Below are 17,519 nucleotides of genomic sequence, written 5' to 3'. Positions count from 1 at the left end.
AATCCAAGAAATATTCATCCTGCATTAATGGACAGATGCTGCACCTGCATCATCCGCATGAGGCTTGTTCTGACTTCCTTTATGCGGATTGTCGTATTCCTTCAACATTTCCTCCTGCTGCTCGGGCGTAAGCTTCGCGATGCCGAACCCGGTAAAACCCCAGATCGTTGCGAAGATAATGCCTGTCCAGCACAATACTGCCCAAGGTAAATAAGATAATGTCGCTACGCCCAGTGTACCGGCCATATAGGCACCTGCTGCCGTCCATGGCAGAATCGGTTCGGTAATGGCAGCGGAATCCTCCACCGTCCGCCCCAGGTTCTTCGGATGGAGACCGCGCCGGATGTAAGCCTCACGGAGCATCTCGCCTGGCATCAGGATGGAGACCTGTCCGTTGCTGGTTACGCCGATCATGGTCAACCCTGTTGCAATCGTAGCCAGGATCAACGAGCCGGTGGAACGCACATGCTTCAAGAGCTTGTCCACAATCAACTCCAGCGATTTGGTCAGCGATATCGTGCCTGCAAACGTGATCGCACTGAAACAGATGAGCAGTGTCCCCATCATGGAGCTCATGCCTCCCCGGTTAATGAGACGCGGAATATCGGCAATGACGGTATTGGGATCAAAGCCGCTAACATGAACCATCGCGATATCGAATCCGCTTACAACCGAAGTCACAACATCATGCAAAGTGAAGCCATGGAATATCATGCCGTTCGCCATGGCCACAAAGGACGATAGCAGCATGACAGGAATCGTCGGTTTCTTGGTGATCGAGCCGTACAGAACGATTAATACCGGCAGGATCAAGAGCAAATTCCAATCGTATATCGTTGTCATCGTGTTCATGATCTCGGTGACCTTCTCAGGAACCCCAACGCTGGATACATGTGTGTTCAGTCCTGTGACCACATAAACGATCCCCGCCACGAAAAAGGACGGCAGCGTCGTATACAGCAAATGGCCGATATGTTCGTACAGATTAACGCCAGTGGACAAGGCAGCAATATTGGTTGTATCCGAAAGCGGCGAAAGCTTGTCCCCGAAGTAAGCACCCGCTACAACTGCACCTGCCACAGCGGCAAGATTGGCATCCATTCCAGCGCCGACCCCCATGAAGGCAACCCCGATGGTCCCGGCAGATCCCCAGGAGGTTCCCGTACATACGGATACTACAGATGTAACCAGAAAAGCGGTGATCAACAAAAATTGCGGATCAATGATTCTCAGGCCGTAGTAGATCATCATAGGAATAGTTCCACCGACCATCCACGCGCCGATCATAAATCCGACCACAATCAAGATGAGGATGGCGGGCATGGTTTTCGCAATTTTTTGCGAAATGGATTCCAAAATATCGTTGTAGCTGTAACCCAGCTTAATCGCGATCAGGCCTGCGACAATGGCGGATGCAATAATCAGCGGTTCGGGCGGCAGCTCAAATAATACGTAACCAAGGCACAGCAAAATCACCATCGTAAAAATCGGAAGCAACGCCAGAAACATGGTCGGCTGCTTTATCATTCGTTCCTCTTTTGGTTTAGCCATCATGGATTCCCCCTGGATGTAAATAAGAAAATGTCTATCGACGTACCTTCTCAGAAGACAGACCGCATAAAGCGGAAGTTTTTCTTGCGAGATAAGGATGGTAAGCCTTTGAAGTTTATTCCTTCTGATCTCTTAAACTTTGGTTGTTAACGCTGTAGCGGATAAGCCGCGGCAAGCCGCTCCAGGCCTTCCTGCAATATATGACGCGGCGTGGCGATGTTAACCCTGATGAAGCCTTCACCGCCAGGACCGAAAGAAGAACCGAAGCTAACGCTGACACGCGCCTTCTCCTGTATCCACTCCACCAAATCCTTTTCATGGCAGCTCACGGCCGTACAGTCAATCCACAGCAAATATGTCCCTTCAGGTTCGATCACGGCCAGCTCTGGCATATGATCAGCTATGAATGTTTGGGCATAAGCCATGTTATCTTTGATATAAGCACGAAGTTCCGTTAACCATTCATCACATGCTGTGTATGCGACTTCCAGCGCAGGCACGGAGAAGAATGTAGGATTATGAATTCCGGCCTGCAGCAGACCGTGCTTAAACTGCCCTCGCAGCTCATCATTGGGAATGATGATGTTAGCGATTTCGAGACTTGCCAGGTTAAAGGTTTTGCCCGGTGACGTACAGATAATGGAACGATTCGCAACCTCTTCGGACAGCTTCGCAATGACGGTATGCTCGTGTCCCTCATGAATGAAATCAGCATGGATATCATCGGACACAATCAGTGCGTCATACTGGATACAAAGCTCCGCCATGCGTTCAAGCTCATCCTTCGTCCATACGCGGCCCACCGGATTGTGCGGTGATATGAGCAGGACCAGTTTAACCCCTTCCCGCATCCGCCGCTCCATATCTTCAAAATCGATCTCGTATCGCCCGTCCGCTAGCTTAAGCGGACTTTCAACCAATACCCGATCGTTTAACGTAACCGCTTTCGCAATAGGCTGATAAACAGGTGTATGGACAAGAATCCTATCTCCGGTCTCCGTAAACTTCTGTATAATGACCGAAACGGCTTGAACAATGCGCGGACAAAATACGATCCATTCGGGCTCGACCTGCCAGTCATAGGCTTTATCAAGCCAAGTGCGGACAGCTTCGAAGTAAGGCGGGAACGGATCGGTATATCCGTAAATGCCGTGACGTGCGGCCTCCGCGACCTTATCCACCACCATTGGCGGTGCTGGCAGATCCATGTCCGCCACGGAGAGAGCGATCATATCGCTCCCCATGCTCTGCGCCATCCCGTCCCATTTCGCACTGTTCGTGCCAAACCGGCTGACCATCTTGTCGAAATTAAATGTCATGATGTCACCTTCCATTGTCTCAGGATGCAATGCGTTCTTATTCGGATGAAACCCGCTTATTTCAGCTTCTGCAAATAGCGATACACGGTAGGCTCCGATATGGATAAAGCCGCGGCAACCTTGGATACTCCGCCCTTCAGCAGAAATACCCCCTGCTCATTCAATTCCTTCACAATCTCGATCTTCTCGTTAGAAGATAAACGGTCCGCCGGAATGCTGATTTTGCTAAGGACGGTCTGGACGATATGCTGCAGCAAATCGTCCACGTTCCCCTGCAGATATTCGGTGGACGGTTTCTCCTCCTTGGATGCATCAAGAGCTGCTGGCGGCGTCAGCGATCCTCCCTGCAAAATGCTATTGATCCAGTCGGCCGCAACCTCCATATGCGTAATGTCGATGTTTAGGCACATCAGACCGACCAGCTCGCCGCTGCCGTTTTTAATAAAATACGTCGAAGATCGAAAAGTCTGACCACGGGCGCTGGAAGCTTTGTAGTTCGCGATGAACTGCTCTTCTCTGTAGGCCTCAGCCTTCAAAATTTTCAATACGAGGTCTGTGGATGCATCACCGACCCGGCGTCCGCTAATATGGCCATTCTCGATAAAAATGATGGAGCGTTCCGGATCGCTGATATCGTGCACAACCACCTCGCATTGAGGTCCGATGATCGCCGCGATAAAAGAGGCAATCGGAAAATAGCTTTCAAGCAGCTGCTGGTTTTCATTCATGAAGAGCTTCCCCCTTCTCTGTTACGCCATTATTTATTTCTGATACGCCATCTTTTGTTATGGATATTACCACTTACGATATAATAATTAATTATCATGATAATATTATATTATAATAATAAAACGTTTTCAATACTTTTGTCTAAAAAAGTCGAATGCTTCTCAAAACACTCTTCAATGGACCATTACAGTTCGCCTTACGACAGAATTTTGGGTTCAATGCTATAAAAAAGGCTCTTCGCGGGCGGTCCGGTATGACCGCTCGCAAGAGCCTTTTTGCAACCATATAAGAACGGGTAGTATCCACGTTCTAGCTGCATATGTTTCCTATGTTTTAGCTAACCATTTCGTGACTAACGCCGTTACGATTCCCTGCTGCTGCAGGTCCCGCCATACTTTCTTGTTGCTGTATTGTTTCTCCGTGCTGATATCTTGTCCAAACCACGCCGGCGGCACAAAGCCGTCTGCGGCTTCCATGGAAGGAAACTCTACCTCCAGCACCAGCATGTGAATCTGCGCATAATCGTCGATTTCGATGATCGTGTTCCCTAAACGGGCAGTCACCCGTCTCTTGGTCAGCGGAATCGCGCCATGCGCCTTCACCACTTGGTCATAGAGTCCTTCGGAAATGGCGAACTCCACTTCCTCCCTGGCAATGCCCCACCCTTTTTTGAACGTATGGGTGAATTCAACCTGACCCGTGTTCAGATCCGTTATTTTGCGGACGCGAAGCTCCTGGTCCCCATCCAGCGCCAAATACGTCTGCTCGATGAACTGCTCCTTCTCGACCACGATGGTTCCTTCCGATATCAAGTCTTCCGGATAAACCTCCAAAAGGTATTTGCGTTCGATTTCAATCGCCATAATTGTCACATCCTCCAATCGATGATCCATCTGTGTTGATTCCATTATAAGGATCGATCACCGCAGCGACAAACAAAAGCGATAGAAGGGATGCGCGAGGGCACCCTTCTATCGCTTCGTGTTCATCGTATTACTTTATCAATTTTCGGTATGCCTTGATCGTCTGCGTGTGCATTCCTTCATGATACAAGCTGAACACCAGGAATTCTCCCGCGGTTTGGAACGTCAAGGGTCCGATGGTCAGCGGATGAGCCGAAGCCTGGTCGAGGCGATTCGCGAAGGTTTCACGGATCCGGGTCGTTTGCTCCTGCAAAAGCTCTACCAGTTCGGAAATCGCAGGCGCCTTCGACGTCCAATCGGCCGGCTTGGTTCCGGTTGCAAACCATGCCTCGAATCCTTCCGGAATACGGGGCTGCTCGCCCGCCGTTGCAAAAGCAAACTGCTCATGCACGGTGTAGATATGGCCCAGGTTCCAGCGAATGCTATTCGCAAATCCTTCCGGGATGATATCGGCCTCTTGCTCCGTTACATGTTCTACCGACTTTAAGGTCGCTCCTCTGGCAAAATCCAATTGATTAAAAATCGCTTCATTCATAAGACAATCCCCCTTCCAAATGGTTCGTAACTATCCTATCGTAATATTCGGCCTATCGCAAGGAGTCCTAAGGCATTTTGCACAACCTTTAGCATTTGTCCACAAACCGCTTCATCGATTAGGCTAGAGGATATAATATAGTAAAGCCTGGAGCTTGAATGAAAGATTCACTCAGGTCCCAGGCTTTACGCATGAAATCGAACTATGCTACTCTCGCAATAATTTGGTTATTCTCAAGTACTGCTCTTGCTTCTTCGGTAGCAGGACGATAACCCTTTTCCAATAGTTCTTTAATATAAATCTTGTTATACACGAATGAGAATATGATTCCGCTAATCCAAGCTCCGATTCCCAACGTAAATGGACCGACGACGGCAGAAATAATAAACATGATAACTGCCCACTTCAGATCGCCTCGAAACAAAGCTGGGAAGAAGGCAAAGAATAGCGTCGTCCAGCTAAAGCCTACCTTCACTTGTTTCGTTACCCCAGCATCATTCTTCAGATAAATCTTCATGATTCACACTCCAACGATTAGTGAAAAAAGAAGTCGTACTCCAACATCCGAAGTAGTTCTTATGTAGTATCTCTCATGGTTAATCCGAATCTTTTCTCCTAAGACCATATTACCATTTGATGGGATGGAAGTTAATCACTTTTTTTAGATATTGTCGAAAAAAGATGTAGAATCTTACATCTATATCTTTCTTTCGCGCTCGATCCATTTGAACCGATTCCGGGATCATGTTTATACTATAGGAAATCTATACATAAAGGAGTGGATCAAGATGAACTACCGCCGTCTTGGCAACAGCGGACTGAAAGTTTCGGAGCTCGGTCTTGGCACGAACGCTTTTGGCAAAAGAGCCGATCAAGAGACATCCACCCGCATCATAGACCATGCACTGGACCATGGCATCAATTTCATCGATACCGCGAATATTTATGCAGGCTCGGAATCCGAGCGCATCATCGGGGAGGCGCTTGCCGGCAAACGCCATAACGTCGTATTAGCCACGAAAGCCGGACTCGTGAACGGCCAAGGGCCGAACGAACGCGGTTCCTCCCGCTATCATCTGCAGCAAGAGCTGGAGAACAGCTTAAAGCGGCTGAAAACCGACTATGTGGACCTGTATCAGATCCATACGTTTGACCCGAATACGCCCCTTGAGGAAACCTTGCGCACGCTGGATGACATGGTGTCGTCGGGCAAGGTACGATATATCGGCGCTTCCAACTATGCCGCCTGGGAAATCATGAAGGCGCTTGGGATCAGCGAGCAGCGCGGATACGCCCGGTATGTATCCACCCAAACGAGTTATTCCCTGGCCGACCGTACGCCGGAGCTGGAGCTTGTTCCCCTCTGCCTCGATCAGGGCGTTGGCATCATCCCGTATTTCCCGCTTGCCGGCGGCATTCTCACCGGCAAATACGGTCAAGGCGCAAGCACGCCCTCCGGCTCCCGTGCGGAAACGGACCCTAACTTCAACCGCTTCCTGGAAGATCGCAATCTGAAGCTCGCACAGCAGGTCAGCCAGTTGGCTGCAGAGCATGGTCATTCCCCGAGTGCCCTGTCCTTAGCCTGGCTGATGAATCGTCCTGCCGTCTCCACTGTCATTGTCGGAGCTACGAAAACCGAGCAGCTGGATGATAACCTGAAGAGCCTGGATATTGAGATCGATGAAGCACTGGGTTCCAGCCTGGATGAAATCAGCGACGACTTTGTTTATGCCAAGCCCTTCGCCACTTACCGGCTGGGGTAAATAGCGTGTAATTCAAATGTAAAGAGCTGTGCCAGGGACTAATGAATTCCCTGGCACAGCTCTTTTTTTCAATAGTAGAAGCCTTTATTTAGACGGCACATCACCAATCATCCCTGATGCTGAGAGCATCCGCAGAAGCATGATTGCCGTTTCAGCCCGGGTCATATTACTGTGCGGCCTCAACTTGCCATCATAACCGCTCATGATTCCACTTCCGACCACATCCACTGCAGCCGCCTTCGCCCAACTTGCCCACTCGATACCGTCTTGGAAGGAACCTAGCGCAGCATCCGAATCCGAGCTGCCGGATATCAGGTCAACCCCTGCAATTTCTAGGGCTCTTGCGACAATGACCGCAGCCTCCTGCCTTGATATCAGGTTATCCGGCAAGAAGGTGCCGTCGGCATAGCCGTGAATAAGCCCACTCTTGCTTGCCGCCGATACGGCCCCCAAGTACCAGTCCCGGGAAGTTACGTCTTGAAATGTGCTGGTGCTTCCCTGCTCTGTTAAACCGAGTGAGCGAACCATCATGGAGACGAATTCCGCACGGGTGACTGGTGCATCCGGATGGAACCCGGCAGCATCTCTGCCGCTTACAATAAGGCGTGAGGCCATCTCGTTCACCGCTGCCTCGGCCCAATGGCCTGTCATATCCGGTAATCCTTCGGTATGGCTGACCAAGGCATACGTACCATTATTCAAACCTTGGATGATAGCGTACGTTTTGCCTTCACGTGTTGTCAACCGGGTTGGCGCGTGATGGACGTTTCCTTTTTCGTCCAAAAACACGGCGGTTGTCACGACTTTCGCGGCGGATTCTTCTTGAAGGGGAATCTCGAGCACCACGTAAGCAGAATAGGAATCTCCGCCCAACGGCTTCCCTTGATCATAGGCTATAATCCTAACATCAATGAAGCCATAAGTTGTACCAAGATCATTCGCATTCCCGGTTTGCTTCAGCTTTGCGCTGAGCGCTATTTCGCTTTTGGTAAGTACAAGATGAAGTGTTCCTTCTTTTGTTGCCGCAGCTTTGCCGAGCTGTCCTGAAATAGCCTGACCTGGAATACGGGCGCTGCCTGCCGAGGTCTCGAATTCGATCATCGCGCTGCTTCCTTCAAGCGCTTTTGCGGACTGGTTGTCCAGGACCAGCACGGCTTGATCGAGATCGTCCGTGGCGTGAAGACGCACAATCGGTCGACGGTTCTTCTCTTTGATCAGCAGTGATTGCAGTCTATCTCCGTTCACCTTGACAGTCAACACGGCCTGCCCATTCTTCTCTTTCGTTAACGTTGATGATATCATGCCGTTCTGTAATACATCATTTATATACGACGTTACGCGGCTGCTCTCTGTGGAGCTCTGCCCCGAACCTGACCCTTGACTTGCTTGGGAACCCTCACCACCGCTTGGTCCTTGACCTCCAGGAGAGTCAGATCCACCGCCTGGCGTACCAGGATGAGGTGGATTCCCAGGTTCAGGCTCAGGGGAAGCGGCTGCCTCTCTGTTCACGTCCACCGTGTATGTCTTTGTCGTCCCATTCTGAGCCGTAACCACGAGATGAATGCTGTTACTTCCTACTGCTAGGCTGACCGGATCTGACGGCTGCCCGGCGGATACGGCCTTGCCGTTCATCGTCACCTTTGCCTGAGGATCGGAAACGCTCGGCGTTATGCTGATCTCCGTTATACGGTTTCCAACCTGGCTAATGTAGCTTGTGACAGCAGGGTTGAATGCCGGAGCGAGCGTTCCATGAGATAATGCTAATCCGCTTAAATCCGCATCGCTCGGAACGGGAATCTCAGCACCGGCCGGCCTTGCGCTCACTTCTTCTGAAAATGCGCTGGAGCCCCCATCATTTCCTGCTTTAACCGCAAAATAATACGTCGTTCCATTCAGTAAATCACCTGCTGAATACGTAGTATCCGTGACCGTTGCGATCGGTGCTGTTCCATATACGCCGGATTCCGTCCCGGAATAAATATCGTAATAGGTAGCCCCCGTTACGGTAGACCATTGCAAGGTCACTTCACCATCTCCAGCTCTAGCACTCAAGCTTGCAGGAGCAGGCGGCGCTGAAACAGATTCTTTTTCCGTTATAAAGCTCCAATCTTGAGGACCCTTCATGCCTTCATAGAAGTTGCCTGCAGCGTCTTGAAATGCATCCTCCTCTATCTCTACATAATAACGCGTAAAGTACGACAGACGTTGAGACAGACTTACCGCTACCTTCTCATCGACCACCCTGACATGAGAACCGTCTGTCACTTCGATCGACTCGATTTTGTGATGGTCCTCCGCCCTCATAATCGATATGTACTTGCCACTAACTCCGGTTACGGGTTCATTGAACTTGAATTCAAGCTTCGTTTCGATCGACACCTCATCAGCCAGATTCGCAGGCGTCCGATCCACCACGACAGGCGAATCCGCATCGATCCATTTGGCATACAGCGTCAGGTTAGCCAGAATCGGTGCCGCGAAATCAAATGGAAGCTGGAAGGATTGATCCATATACCATCCCCCGAAGGCATAACCGGGTTTCACTGGATCGACGGGCTGGGTTACGGTCGTAGCATAAGGGACGACCGCCTCCACCACGGGCGAACCCCCGTTGCTGTCGAACGTCACGGTTTTTGGGAAATAGATCGAGAAATGAACCTGAGTCTTATTCCCAGCACGGTCGGTTACGACGAGATCAAATACCCCTTCCGTGTTTACCTTGTCTCCGCTCTGGAACGCTTGCTGATTGAGCGTCGCGCTCCCTTCATTAAAGAAGATTTGCCGCTCCCGATCATACTGGCCTCCATCTGCCACGCCTGTAACCAGAGGTGCGGTTTGGTCGATCTCAAAATCGGCCTTGACCGTTTTGCCGCGAGGCGACTCGACGACCAGCTTATACTGGCCATCTTTGCGGATGGTCGTGGCGCTGACAAAAGGCTGCCCGTCCAACGTTCCCGTGCCATTGGTATAAACGGGCGTCACTTCGTGATTATATAGCCCTCCATCGGTTACTCCACTTATCGTCGGCTCAATCTCCGTAACGTTGATGTTAACGATGGCTGTGCCACTGCTCTTATTATGATTGCTCGCTATATATGTAAAAGAATCTGTACCAACAAAATCGACATCCGGTGTATAAGTAAACGAGCCATTCTTATGAAATGTGATCTTTCCATGAGCAGGCGAATTCAATATTTTGGCTGTCAGAACATTGGAATCATTACTCATCACCCCAGGGGATGGTACTGTTAATGGTGTGGAAACATCTGTTGTATATTGGTCGGAAACAGTTACAGGCTGAACTTGCTGCAGGGTTGGAACGTATCCGTAATGGGATACGTAATACTGCGTCAAAGGTTTGCCTCTCAGATCAGGAATTCCAAAGGTTTGGTTCGGAGTTCCCCCAAACTTGTTGCCGATTAACTCATAAAGTGCCCTATTCTCTGCAACATTTACAAGCTTGCCATCCGCCTTATAGGATGCTAGCCCAGGGATTTCCAAAGGAAAAATGCGTATCTCGCCAGCATACACCTCACCAGCGCTGCCTGGATGTATCCCTGCCTTGGCGGCGTAATACCGGATGTTGGGCTGCACAGGGTTAATCTGCGGTAATTTAAAGCTACCCTGACTGTCTTGGCCGAATGTAGTACCGTACACACTGTATAGAGGATCAGAATCACTTAAAACGGTGCCATCAGTCGTCACCCAGTTATCATTCATCTCCATGTTGTAGGGAAAAAGTCGAAGCTCCCCCAGCATCGTATTGTCGGTCAAGTCACTGCTGCCTCTCGGATATAATCCCTCAGCCGCGATATAGTACCCCATACCCGGCACCGGTTCTTCCTCCCGTAAATCAGGCAATGCAAACGTCTTGCTGCCATCCCCGCCAAAGTTGTTGCCCAATAGAGTATACAAAGCCGAATTTTCCAGACTTATCGTTAACACTTGCCCTGCACAGTATATCCACCCTTCGGGACCGTTCTTGTAAGGAAATAGACGGATCTCCCCCAGATATTGAGCGTCTAGAAGATTAGCCCTAACCGTCTTCGGAGACGCGAGCACACCCAATACAACCTCTAAACCTATTAGAATGGACAACATCACCTTCAGCCATTTCGCGGATGCTATTCGCCTTCGTTTTTGCATATTGCTGCTTCTCCCCCTAATACATTTGTCCTATTTCAGTAATATAATACTAATGAGTAGTATAACATTACTAGAAAGTATTATAAATGGTAGACGATATAATTCAAGGAGAAAATGTCTTCTAATAGAGGGATTCATTAGCTAAAGAGACACGCAAAAAAGATGGCCCCTGAACCGAGTCAGAAGCCATCTTATATACATCTTTCTATCTGTCCTCGGATTCTCTTATTCCCAAGGATCCATGCGATAAACGTCTTAGTTCTTAGTCGATTTACTTCCCTATTTCAAAATCTCTTCAATGCGAGTTTGAACCTCTTCGCTGAGCTCAATGCCGGATGCCTTCGCGTTCTCGCTAACCTGCTCCGGACGGCTTGCGCCGACAAGCGCACTGGATACGTTCGGCTGGCGCAGAATCCAGGCAAGCGCCAGATTGCCTACGGATACTTCAAGCTCTGCCGCAATCTTCTCCAGCTCGCGAACCTTCGCGATTTTCTCCTCGGTAATGCCTTTACGCATCCATTCCAGCTTCGCGGCACGGCTGCCTTCTGGAATATCGGAAGCTGAGGTATACTTGCCCGTCAACAGACCTTGCGCCAGCGGAGAGAATACGACCTGCCCAATGCCGGAACGCTCGCTCAGCGGAATGATTTCCTTCTCAATGTAACGTTCAAACATATTGTAGATGGGTTGATTGACCACGATGCGGTCGAGCAGGTAACGATCCGCTACCGTCAACGCTTCTGCTATTTGCGATGCCTGCCACTCGCTGACGCCGACATAGAGTACCTTGCCCTGGCGGACAAGGTCGTCGATCGCGCGAAGCGTCTCGTCAAGTGGCGTTTCCGGATCATGACGGTGGCAGTAGAAAATATCCACGTAATCATGGCCAAGCCGCTTCAAGCTGGCATGTGCCTGCTCCATAATGTGCTTGCGGGACAAGCCGCGATCGTTCGGGCCATCGCCCATAGGCCAAAATGCCTTTGTCGCCAGCACGTAAGACTCGCGCGGATACGCTTTCAGGGTTTCGCCAACCAACTCTTCGGCTGCACCTTTCTCATATACATTCGCCGTATCAAAAAAGTTAATGCCCAGATCATAAGCCGTTTTAATTGCGTTAACCGCATTCTCGCGTTCAACATAACCACCGTATGTAAGCCAGCTTCCCAAGCTGATCTCACTGACCTTGAGACCTGTGCGTCCTAATCTTCTGTATTTCATGGTAACTCCTCCTTCAATAGAATTACTTGAATGCTACATTTGCTATTTTAAAGTAGTTCCTATTCCCAGGGAAGAAGTGAAATGTTCTTCACTATATTATAGAAAGGATAGCTGATATACTTGAGTATAGTTAATAGAATACCGGAAGGAGCCTACTGTTATGGGAAATAAATCGAGCAGTTACATACCGAAAATTCCCGAACATATCGAATGTAATATCGAAAAAACGCTGCTGGTCTTAGGCGGAAAATGGGCATTTCTCGTCATCCGCGAGCTCTTTGGCGGCACGAAACGATTTGGCGAGCTGCAGCGGCAAATCCCGAATGTCAGTCCGCGGGCACTGACCACGACGCTTCGCCATCTGGAGGAACAGGGCGTGCTTGAACGCGAAGTATTCCCTACCGTTCCGGTTACAGTGGAATACACGCTGACACCCAAAGGCATGGACCTTCATGTCATCTGCAAGGAAATGAAGCTGTGGGCGGCTCGGTGGACTTGAATTCAATGCCTAACAGCGTCCGGCAAACGCCGGGCTCGGCGGTTACGGTTAGCTCAAAAATAAAGCAGCGGCGGTTCCCTTTGAACGGAATCCGCCGCTGCTTTTTAAAGCTTGCTATTTTTTTATGATTGTTTTTTTATGATTGTAGATTTCATTTAATCGTTATTGTTTTGATTGCCGCGGGATTCTCCGCCCTTGCGGCCGATTTCCTCATAGAATTCCTTATCATGGGACTCTGATGTGGCTTCTCCGCCTTTACGGCCGATTTCTTGATAAAACTCCTTGTCGTGATTCTTGGCCGTTGCTTCGCCGCCCTTGCGTCCCGCTTCTTCTCTGCTCATTTTGTTACCGTTGTTGTTAGCCACTGTTCATCACTCCTAAGTTGTTTTTTTGTTGCTGCTATGTCATGTATTTAACCCTTCCGATAAATTCTAAACACCCTTAAAAATGATAAAAGCCGCGACCCGCGCGGCTTAATCACCCTATTTACGTCAGATGCGCATACGCCTCCGCAGCCGCACGCAGATAATAAGCCAGCCCCGTTTGCCGCTCCTCCAGCATCCGGAGATGAAAGTCATCATTCAGGAAAAACTTCGTTTGACCCGCAAAATCCGCAGCCGTAAAGGCGTGGCCCTGCTCATTCATAAACTGCAGATGATCCCGAATCGAATCCCGTACTCGCACATCATCGTACTTAATCCCCGTTTTCAACGCATTTGCCATGCCTGCCATAAAGGCAGCCGCTTCCCTTGCCTGCTCGTTCATGCTTGGAACATCAACGGGTTCGCTCTCGAGCAAATCCACATCATACTGCCCTTTCAGATGCTCATTTTGCTCTGCTAAGGCTTCCTTCCATTCTTCTTCGCTCTCAAAACCTTTGAACAATTCCTGAGGCTCCATGCGCTTGCCCTCCTCCGTACTGGTTAAGGATATTCTTAAGGTTTTCAGAATCGTATCCAATCGATCTGCGCGATCCATCAGCTGCTTCTCCTGTTGTAACAGCATCTTCCGCCGCTCAGGGGCCTTCTCCATCAGTGCCTTGATTTGATCCAACGAAAAATCCATTTCCCTGTAAAACAAAATGTGCTGCAATCGCTCCAGCTCGGCAGTACCGTACAAGCGATAACCCGCTTCACTGATCTCGGCAGGCAAGAGCAGGCCGATTTTATGATAATGATGCAGCGCTTTGATGGTCACCCCGGACAGCTCCGAAACCTCTTTTACCGTGTATAACATACGCTGGTTCCCTCCTTCGACTTCCAGTCTAAGGTCTCCCCTTGGAGGAGAGTCAACCCGTTTATCCGACCGGAATATATCGACTTTCCCGAATCGTTTTTCCGGGAAAATATGATTTTTGTTCATTATTTTGCTAGAATGGTCAATTATGCAGTAGAACAACAGAAAGGATGTTATAGGAACTATGAAAAGGAAATGGTTAAAATACACCATGCTCTTATTATCCGTTGGAATCTTGGGGATTATCTCGTACTATACCTACGCTATTATACAATTCTCAAACCAAATTTCGACCGCTTCGAATTCGGCGGAGCAGGCGGATACTTCGGGCGCCGCGTCGGAGGAAATCATCGAAATACCCAAGTGGGAGGGTAAAGAACGCATTAATATTCTCCTGATTGGAGGAGACTCCCGGGGAGACGATGCCGGCAGATCCGACACCATGCTGGTTGCCTCCATCGATCCTGTCACGAAAAGAGCCCACTTGTTCTCGATTTTGCGAGATACCTATGTGGAAATCCCCGGCCATGGCAAAGGACGGCTGAATTCGGCATTTGCTTACGGCGGAATCGAGCTGACCAGACAAACCATCAGCGATTTATTGGACATGCCCATACATAAATATGTTTACACCGATTTTGTCGGATTCATAGCCCTGGTCGACGCCATTGGCGGAGTCGACATTGAAGTTGAGAAAGATATGTATTACACAAGCAAAGCGGACAAGCATATGTACGACATCGATTTAAAGCAAGGGCTGCAGCACCTCGACGGCAAGATGGCGCTGCAATACGTCCGGTTCCGGCACGATGCGAAGTCCGATTTTGCCCGTACGGAACGACAACGGATTCTTATGACGGAAGTCGCCAAAAAGATGCAGACCACAGGCTCTTTGTTCAAGCTGCCCAGCATCCTGGATTCAATCGCGCCATACATCGAAACCGATCTAAGCCCCAAAGAAATGCTGAAGCTGATGGCTCTCGGTTTTGATGTGAATATGGATAAAATCGACCAGCAGCAGCTTCCGCCGTTCTCACTGCTGACAAACGAGAAGGCCGGACGGGCACAAGTGCTCGGCGTAGATAAAACGAAACTGCGGCAGTATGTGAAGCAGTTATTCGAAAATGACGCTGCTCAATAACATAACGATCATCAAAGAGGGCATATAGATAGCCCTCTTTTTTTTGCGTTAAATCTCCTATACGGTTCGTGGACGCTCATGCAATAAATCCGAAGGAGCGCTGCCCGTGACTCGTTTATAAATTCTATAGAAATAGGAGAGGTCCTGATATCCGAGAAATACGGCAATCTCCTGTACCGTCAGCTGCGATTCCGTTAACAAATACACTGCCCGTTTGATCCGCTGGGCGTGCACGTACTGGCTGATGGTCTGCCCCGTAACACTCTTAAAGAGTACCGCTGCGTAATTGGGGGTTTTGCCGATGGCATCGCCCAGCTCTTCTTTCGTTATTTTCTCACGGTAATGCCGCTCAATATAAGACTTCATCCGTTCCACATGCAAGTGCTTCTCCGGCGTAATGACGCCCTTGTCCAGCTCACGACTGATATAAATCAACACTTCTGTCAATAATGCTTCTATCATCAAGACATAATAAGATGGGCGTTCCTGCCACTGCTGATGGATCACCTTCAACCGTTCGCGGATCAACTCATAACAGCCGGGTTTATGTTTTAATGCTTCTTCTCGTTCAAGCACCGATAATCCCGTCGATAGCTGGTCTGTCCACTCAACGGCGATTTGCGTGTGCGTCACGGTAGGGATGCTTTTGCCATAATACGGAACATCGGCTGGAATAAGCAGCAACTCCCCTTTCTCCATAATCTGCTTATCGCCATTCACCCAATATACACATTTTCCATATGTCACAAGGCTTAAGCGCCATGCTCGCTTCTCATGGTCAGCTTCTTCATACCAATCGACACCGCTAATTTGTTTTACTTCTACCGGAGTGATCATAACCCACCTCAAATACGATACTATAATCCATTCATTGTACTATAGTTCATATCATGATTCGACAAGACAGGCTACAATGTGATCATTAGGGTAGTTTGAATGAGCTCGAATGCTGCAAAAAAGCTGAAGAGTGCAAATACAAAGGAGGAACAAACAGCCATGCTAAAAACCAAAATCATTTGTACGATGGGACCCGCATGCGATTCCATTGAGCTGTTGAAAAACATGATTCAGGAGGGAATGACCGTTGCCCGCTTGAATATGGCACACGGAGAGCCGGAAGATCACGTGGCCCGTATCCGGAATGTTCGCCAGGCCGCATCCGAATTAAACACGTATGTGCCCATCATGATGGACATTAAAGGACCCGAGGTACGGATCGGCAAGCTGAAGGAGGCTTCCTGCCTGCTGAAGCCAGGTGAGGAGCTAATCCTGACTACAGAAGAAATTCTGGGCGATGCACACCGCATTTCGGTCAATTATGACGAATTAAATCTAGTGGTTAAGCCGGGAGACCGTATCTTGATTGATGATGGCCTCGTAGACCTGAACGTTCTCCGTGTTGATGGGAAGGACATTCACTGTAAAATCATTAGCGGCGGCGTGCTTAAACCGCGTAAAGGTGTCAACCTCCCCGGAATCAAAACGACACTTCCTGGGGTCACCGAGCGTGACGTCATGCATATCGGCTTCGGTCTCGAGAACGACATTGAGATCATTGCCGCTTCTTTTGTCCGCCATGGCGACAACATCCGTGAGATTCGCAGCATCCTGAAGGAACGCGGCGCGGATCATGTACAGATCATCTCCAAGATTGAAAATGAAGAGGGGATGCAGAACCTGGATGACATTATTGAAGCATCCGACGGAATTATGGTCGCTCGCGGAGACCTTGGCGTAGAAGTGCCAATTGAAGAAGTACCTATGATGCAAAAAGAAATGATCGATAAATGCAACCTGGCCGGCAAACCGGTAATCGTGGCAACGCACATGCTGGAATCGATGCAGGTCAATCCCCGCCCGACCCGCTCCGAGGTGAGCGACGTGGCTAACGCCGTTATCCAGGGTGCTGACGTGGTCATGCTGTCCGGAGAATCCGCCGCGGGCAAATATCCGGTGGAATCCGTGCGCACGATGGCCGCAGTCGCCCGCCGTGCCGAAACGATGATCGATTATAAAGACCAATTCGCTTTCAAATCCAGACAGCAAGTAGCCGATATTACCGAGGTTATTAGTCAGGGTGCGGTTAGCTCCTCCCTCGTGCTGAATGCCAAAGCTATCATTACGTCAACGGAGAGCGGATTTACGGCGCGGATGATTTCGAAATATCGGCCACAAGCACCAATTATCGCGGTTACACAGCATGAAGAAGTGCTGGCCAAAATCTGCTTGCTCTCCGGCGTCATTCCGGTAAAAGGCGACAAGGTCACAACGACGGACGAAATGTTCGAATCCGCGACCCGCAATGCCATCAAGACAGGTTACATCGAAAAAGGCGACATTATCGTATTGTCTGCAGGCGTGCCGATCGGTCAATCCGGTAACACGAATCTGATTAAGGTTATGCAAGTGTAACGGGTACTCTGAAAAAAGACCTCTTCGTAAATATTTTCGGTGCCAAT

Annotated in this window: 15 protein-coding genes; 4 read left to right on the top strand and 11 right to left on the bottom strand. The window is 49.5% G+C overall.

What is annotated here, in order from left to right:
- Positions 1–24 precede the first annotated feature (24 nt).
- The 6 genes from nhaC to NYE54_RS06605 all read right to left on the bottom strand — a co-directional run bounded on the left by nhaC (position 25) and on the right by NYE54_RS06605 (position 5,574).
- Positions 25–1,551 (bottom strand): Na+/H+ antiporter NhaC, encoded by a 1,527-nt coding sequence (gene nhaC / locus NYE54_RS06630; RefSeq protein WP_339270957.1) that lies wholly within the window; start codon positions 1,549–1,551, stop codon positions 25–27.
- 146 nt (positions 1,552–1,697) lie between these two features.
- On the bottom strand, positions 1,698–2,870 hold the full coding sequence (locus tag NYE54_RS06625) for a MalY/PatB family protein (protein ID WP_339270955.1): 1,173 nt from the start codon (positions 2,868–2,870) through the stop codon (positions 1,698–1,700).
- Between the two features lie 56 nt (positions 2,871–2,926).
- Entirely contained in the window at positions 2,927–3,598 is a 672-nt protein-coding gene (locus NYE54_RS06620) for a PAS domain-containing protein (protein ID WP_076322814.1), read from the bottom strand.
- Between the two features lie 327 nt (positions 3,599–3,925).
- Positions 3,926–4,462, bottom strand: coding sequence for a CYTH domain-containing protein (locus NYE54_RS06615; RefSeq protein ID WP_339273404.1), 537 nt, complete (start codon positions 4,460–4,462; stop codon positions 3,926–3,928).
- Between the two features lie 130 nt (positions 4,463–4,592).
- A complete protein-coding gene (locus NYE54_RS06610) occupies positions 4,593–5,057 on the bottom strand; it encodes a DinB family protein (protein WP_339270953.1) in 465 nt (154 codons plus the stop codon).
- Positions 5,058–5,259: 202 nt separating this feature from the next.
- The gene (locus tag NYE54_RS06605) at positions 5,260–5,574 is read right to left on the bottom strand and encodes a DUF2628 domain-containing protein (RefSeq protein ID WP_113060695.1); all 315 of its coding nucleotides are present in this window, start codon (positions 5,572–5,574) and stop codon (positions 5,260–5,262) included.
- Positions 5,575–5,845: 271 nt separating this feature from the next.
- On the opposite strand from NYE54_RS06605, the gene NYE54_RS06600 reads away from it, so the two are divergent.
- Positions 5,846–6,820: an aldo/keto reductase gene (locus tag NYE54_RS06600; protein WP_339270950.1), complete on the top strand. Its 975-nt coding sequence runs from the start codon at positions 5,846–5,848 to the stop codon at positions 6,818–6,820.
- 84 nt (positions 6,821–6,904) lie between these two features.
- Here the strand turns inward: NYE54_RS06600 and NYE54_RS06595 are convergent, their stop codons facing one another.
- Together NYE54_RS06595 and NYE54_RS06590 are read right to left on the bottom strand one after the other, a co-directional pair.
- A complete protein-coding gene (locus NYE54_RS06595; RefSeq protein ID WP_339270948.1) occupies positions 6,905–10,966 on the bottom strand; it encodes a tail fiber protein in 4,062 nt (1,353 codons plus the stop codon).
- A 279-nt stretch (positions 10,967–11,245) separates the two neighbouring features.
- Positions 11,246–12,184, bottom strand: a complete 939-nt coding sequence (locus NYE54_RS06590; RefSeq protein ID WP_339270946.1) for an aldo/keto reductase family protein — start codon at positions 12,182–12,184, stop codon at positions 11,246–11,248.
- Between the two features lie 160 nt (positions 12,185–12,344).
- Here NYE54_RS06590 and NYE54_RS06585 point away from each other — a divergent pair, with 160 nt between their 5' ends.
- Complete coding sequence (locus NYE54_RS06585) at positions 12,345–12,683, top strand: helix-turn-helix domain-containing protein (protein WP_339270944.1); 339 nt, start codon at positions 12,345–12,347, stop codon at positions 12,681–12,683.
- A gap of 155 nt (positions 12,684–12,838) precedes the next feature.
- On the opposite strand, the gene NYE54_RS06580 is transcribed toward NYE54_RS06585, so the two are convergent.
- Both NYE54_RS06580 and NYE54_RS06575 read right to left on the bottom strand, forming a co-directional pair.
- On the bottom strand, positions 12,839–13,048 hold the full coding sequence (locus NYE54_RS06580; protein WP_071221284.1) for a general stress protein: 210 nt from the start codon (positions 13,046–13,048) through the stop codon (positions 12,839–12,841).
- A gap of 121 nt (positions 13,049–13,169) precedes the next feature.
- Positions 13,170–13,919, bottom strand: coding sequence for a MerR family transcriptional regulator (locus tag NYE54_RS06575; protein ID WP_339270941.1), 750 nt, complete (start codon positions 13,917–13,919; stop codon positions 13,170–13,172).
- Between the two features lie 184 nt (positions 13,920–14,103).
- Between NYE54_RS06575 and NYE54_RS06570 the strand changes: the two genes are divergently transcribed.
- Positions 14,104–15,060, top strand: a complete 957-nt coding sequence (locus NYE54_RS06570; protein ID WP_339270940.1) for an LCP family protein — start codon at positions 14,104–14,106, stop codon at positions 15,058–15,060.
- 57 nt (positions 15,061–15,117) lie between these two features.
- Here NYE54_RS06570 and NYE54_RS06565 read toward each other — a convergent pair whose 3' ends face one another.
- Positions 15,118–15,897, bottom strand: a complete 780-nt coding sequence (locus NYE54_RS06565) for an AraC family transcriptional regulator (protein ID WP_339270938.1) — start codon at positions 15,895–15,897, stop codon at positions 15,118–15,120.
- A gap of 159 nt (positions 15,898–16,056) precedes the next feature.
- Between NYE54_RS06565 and pyk the strand changes: the two genes are divergently transcribed.
- On the top strand, positions 16,057–17,472 hold the full coding sequence (gene pyk, locus NYE54_RS06560) for a pyruvate kinase (RefSeq protein ID WP_339270936.1): 1,416 nt from the start codon (positions 16,057–16,059) through the stop codon (positions 17,470–17,472).
- Positions 17,473–17,519 lie beyond the last annotated feature (47 nt).

This window comes from Paenibacillus sp. FSL K6-1330, assembly GCF_037976825.1.
In the GTDB taxonomy this organism is placed as follows: domain Bacteria; phylum Bacillota; class Bacilli; order Paenibacillales; family Paenibacillaceae; genus Paenibacillus_AQ.
The sequence above is the reverse complement of the archived record's forward strand: the minus strand, read 5'-3'. Positions and strand labels throughout refer to the sequence as shown.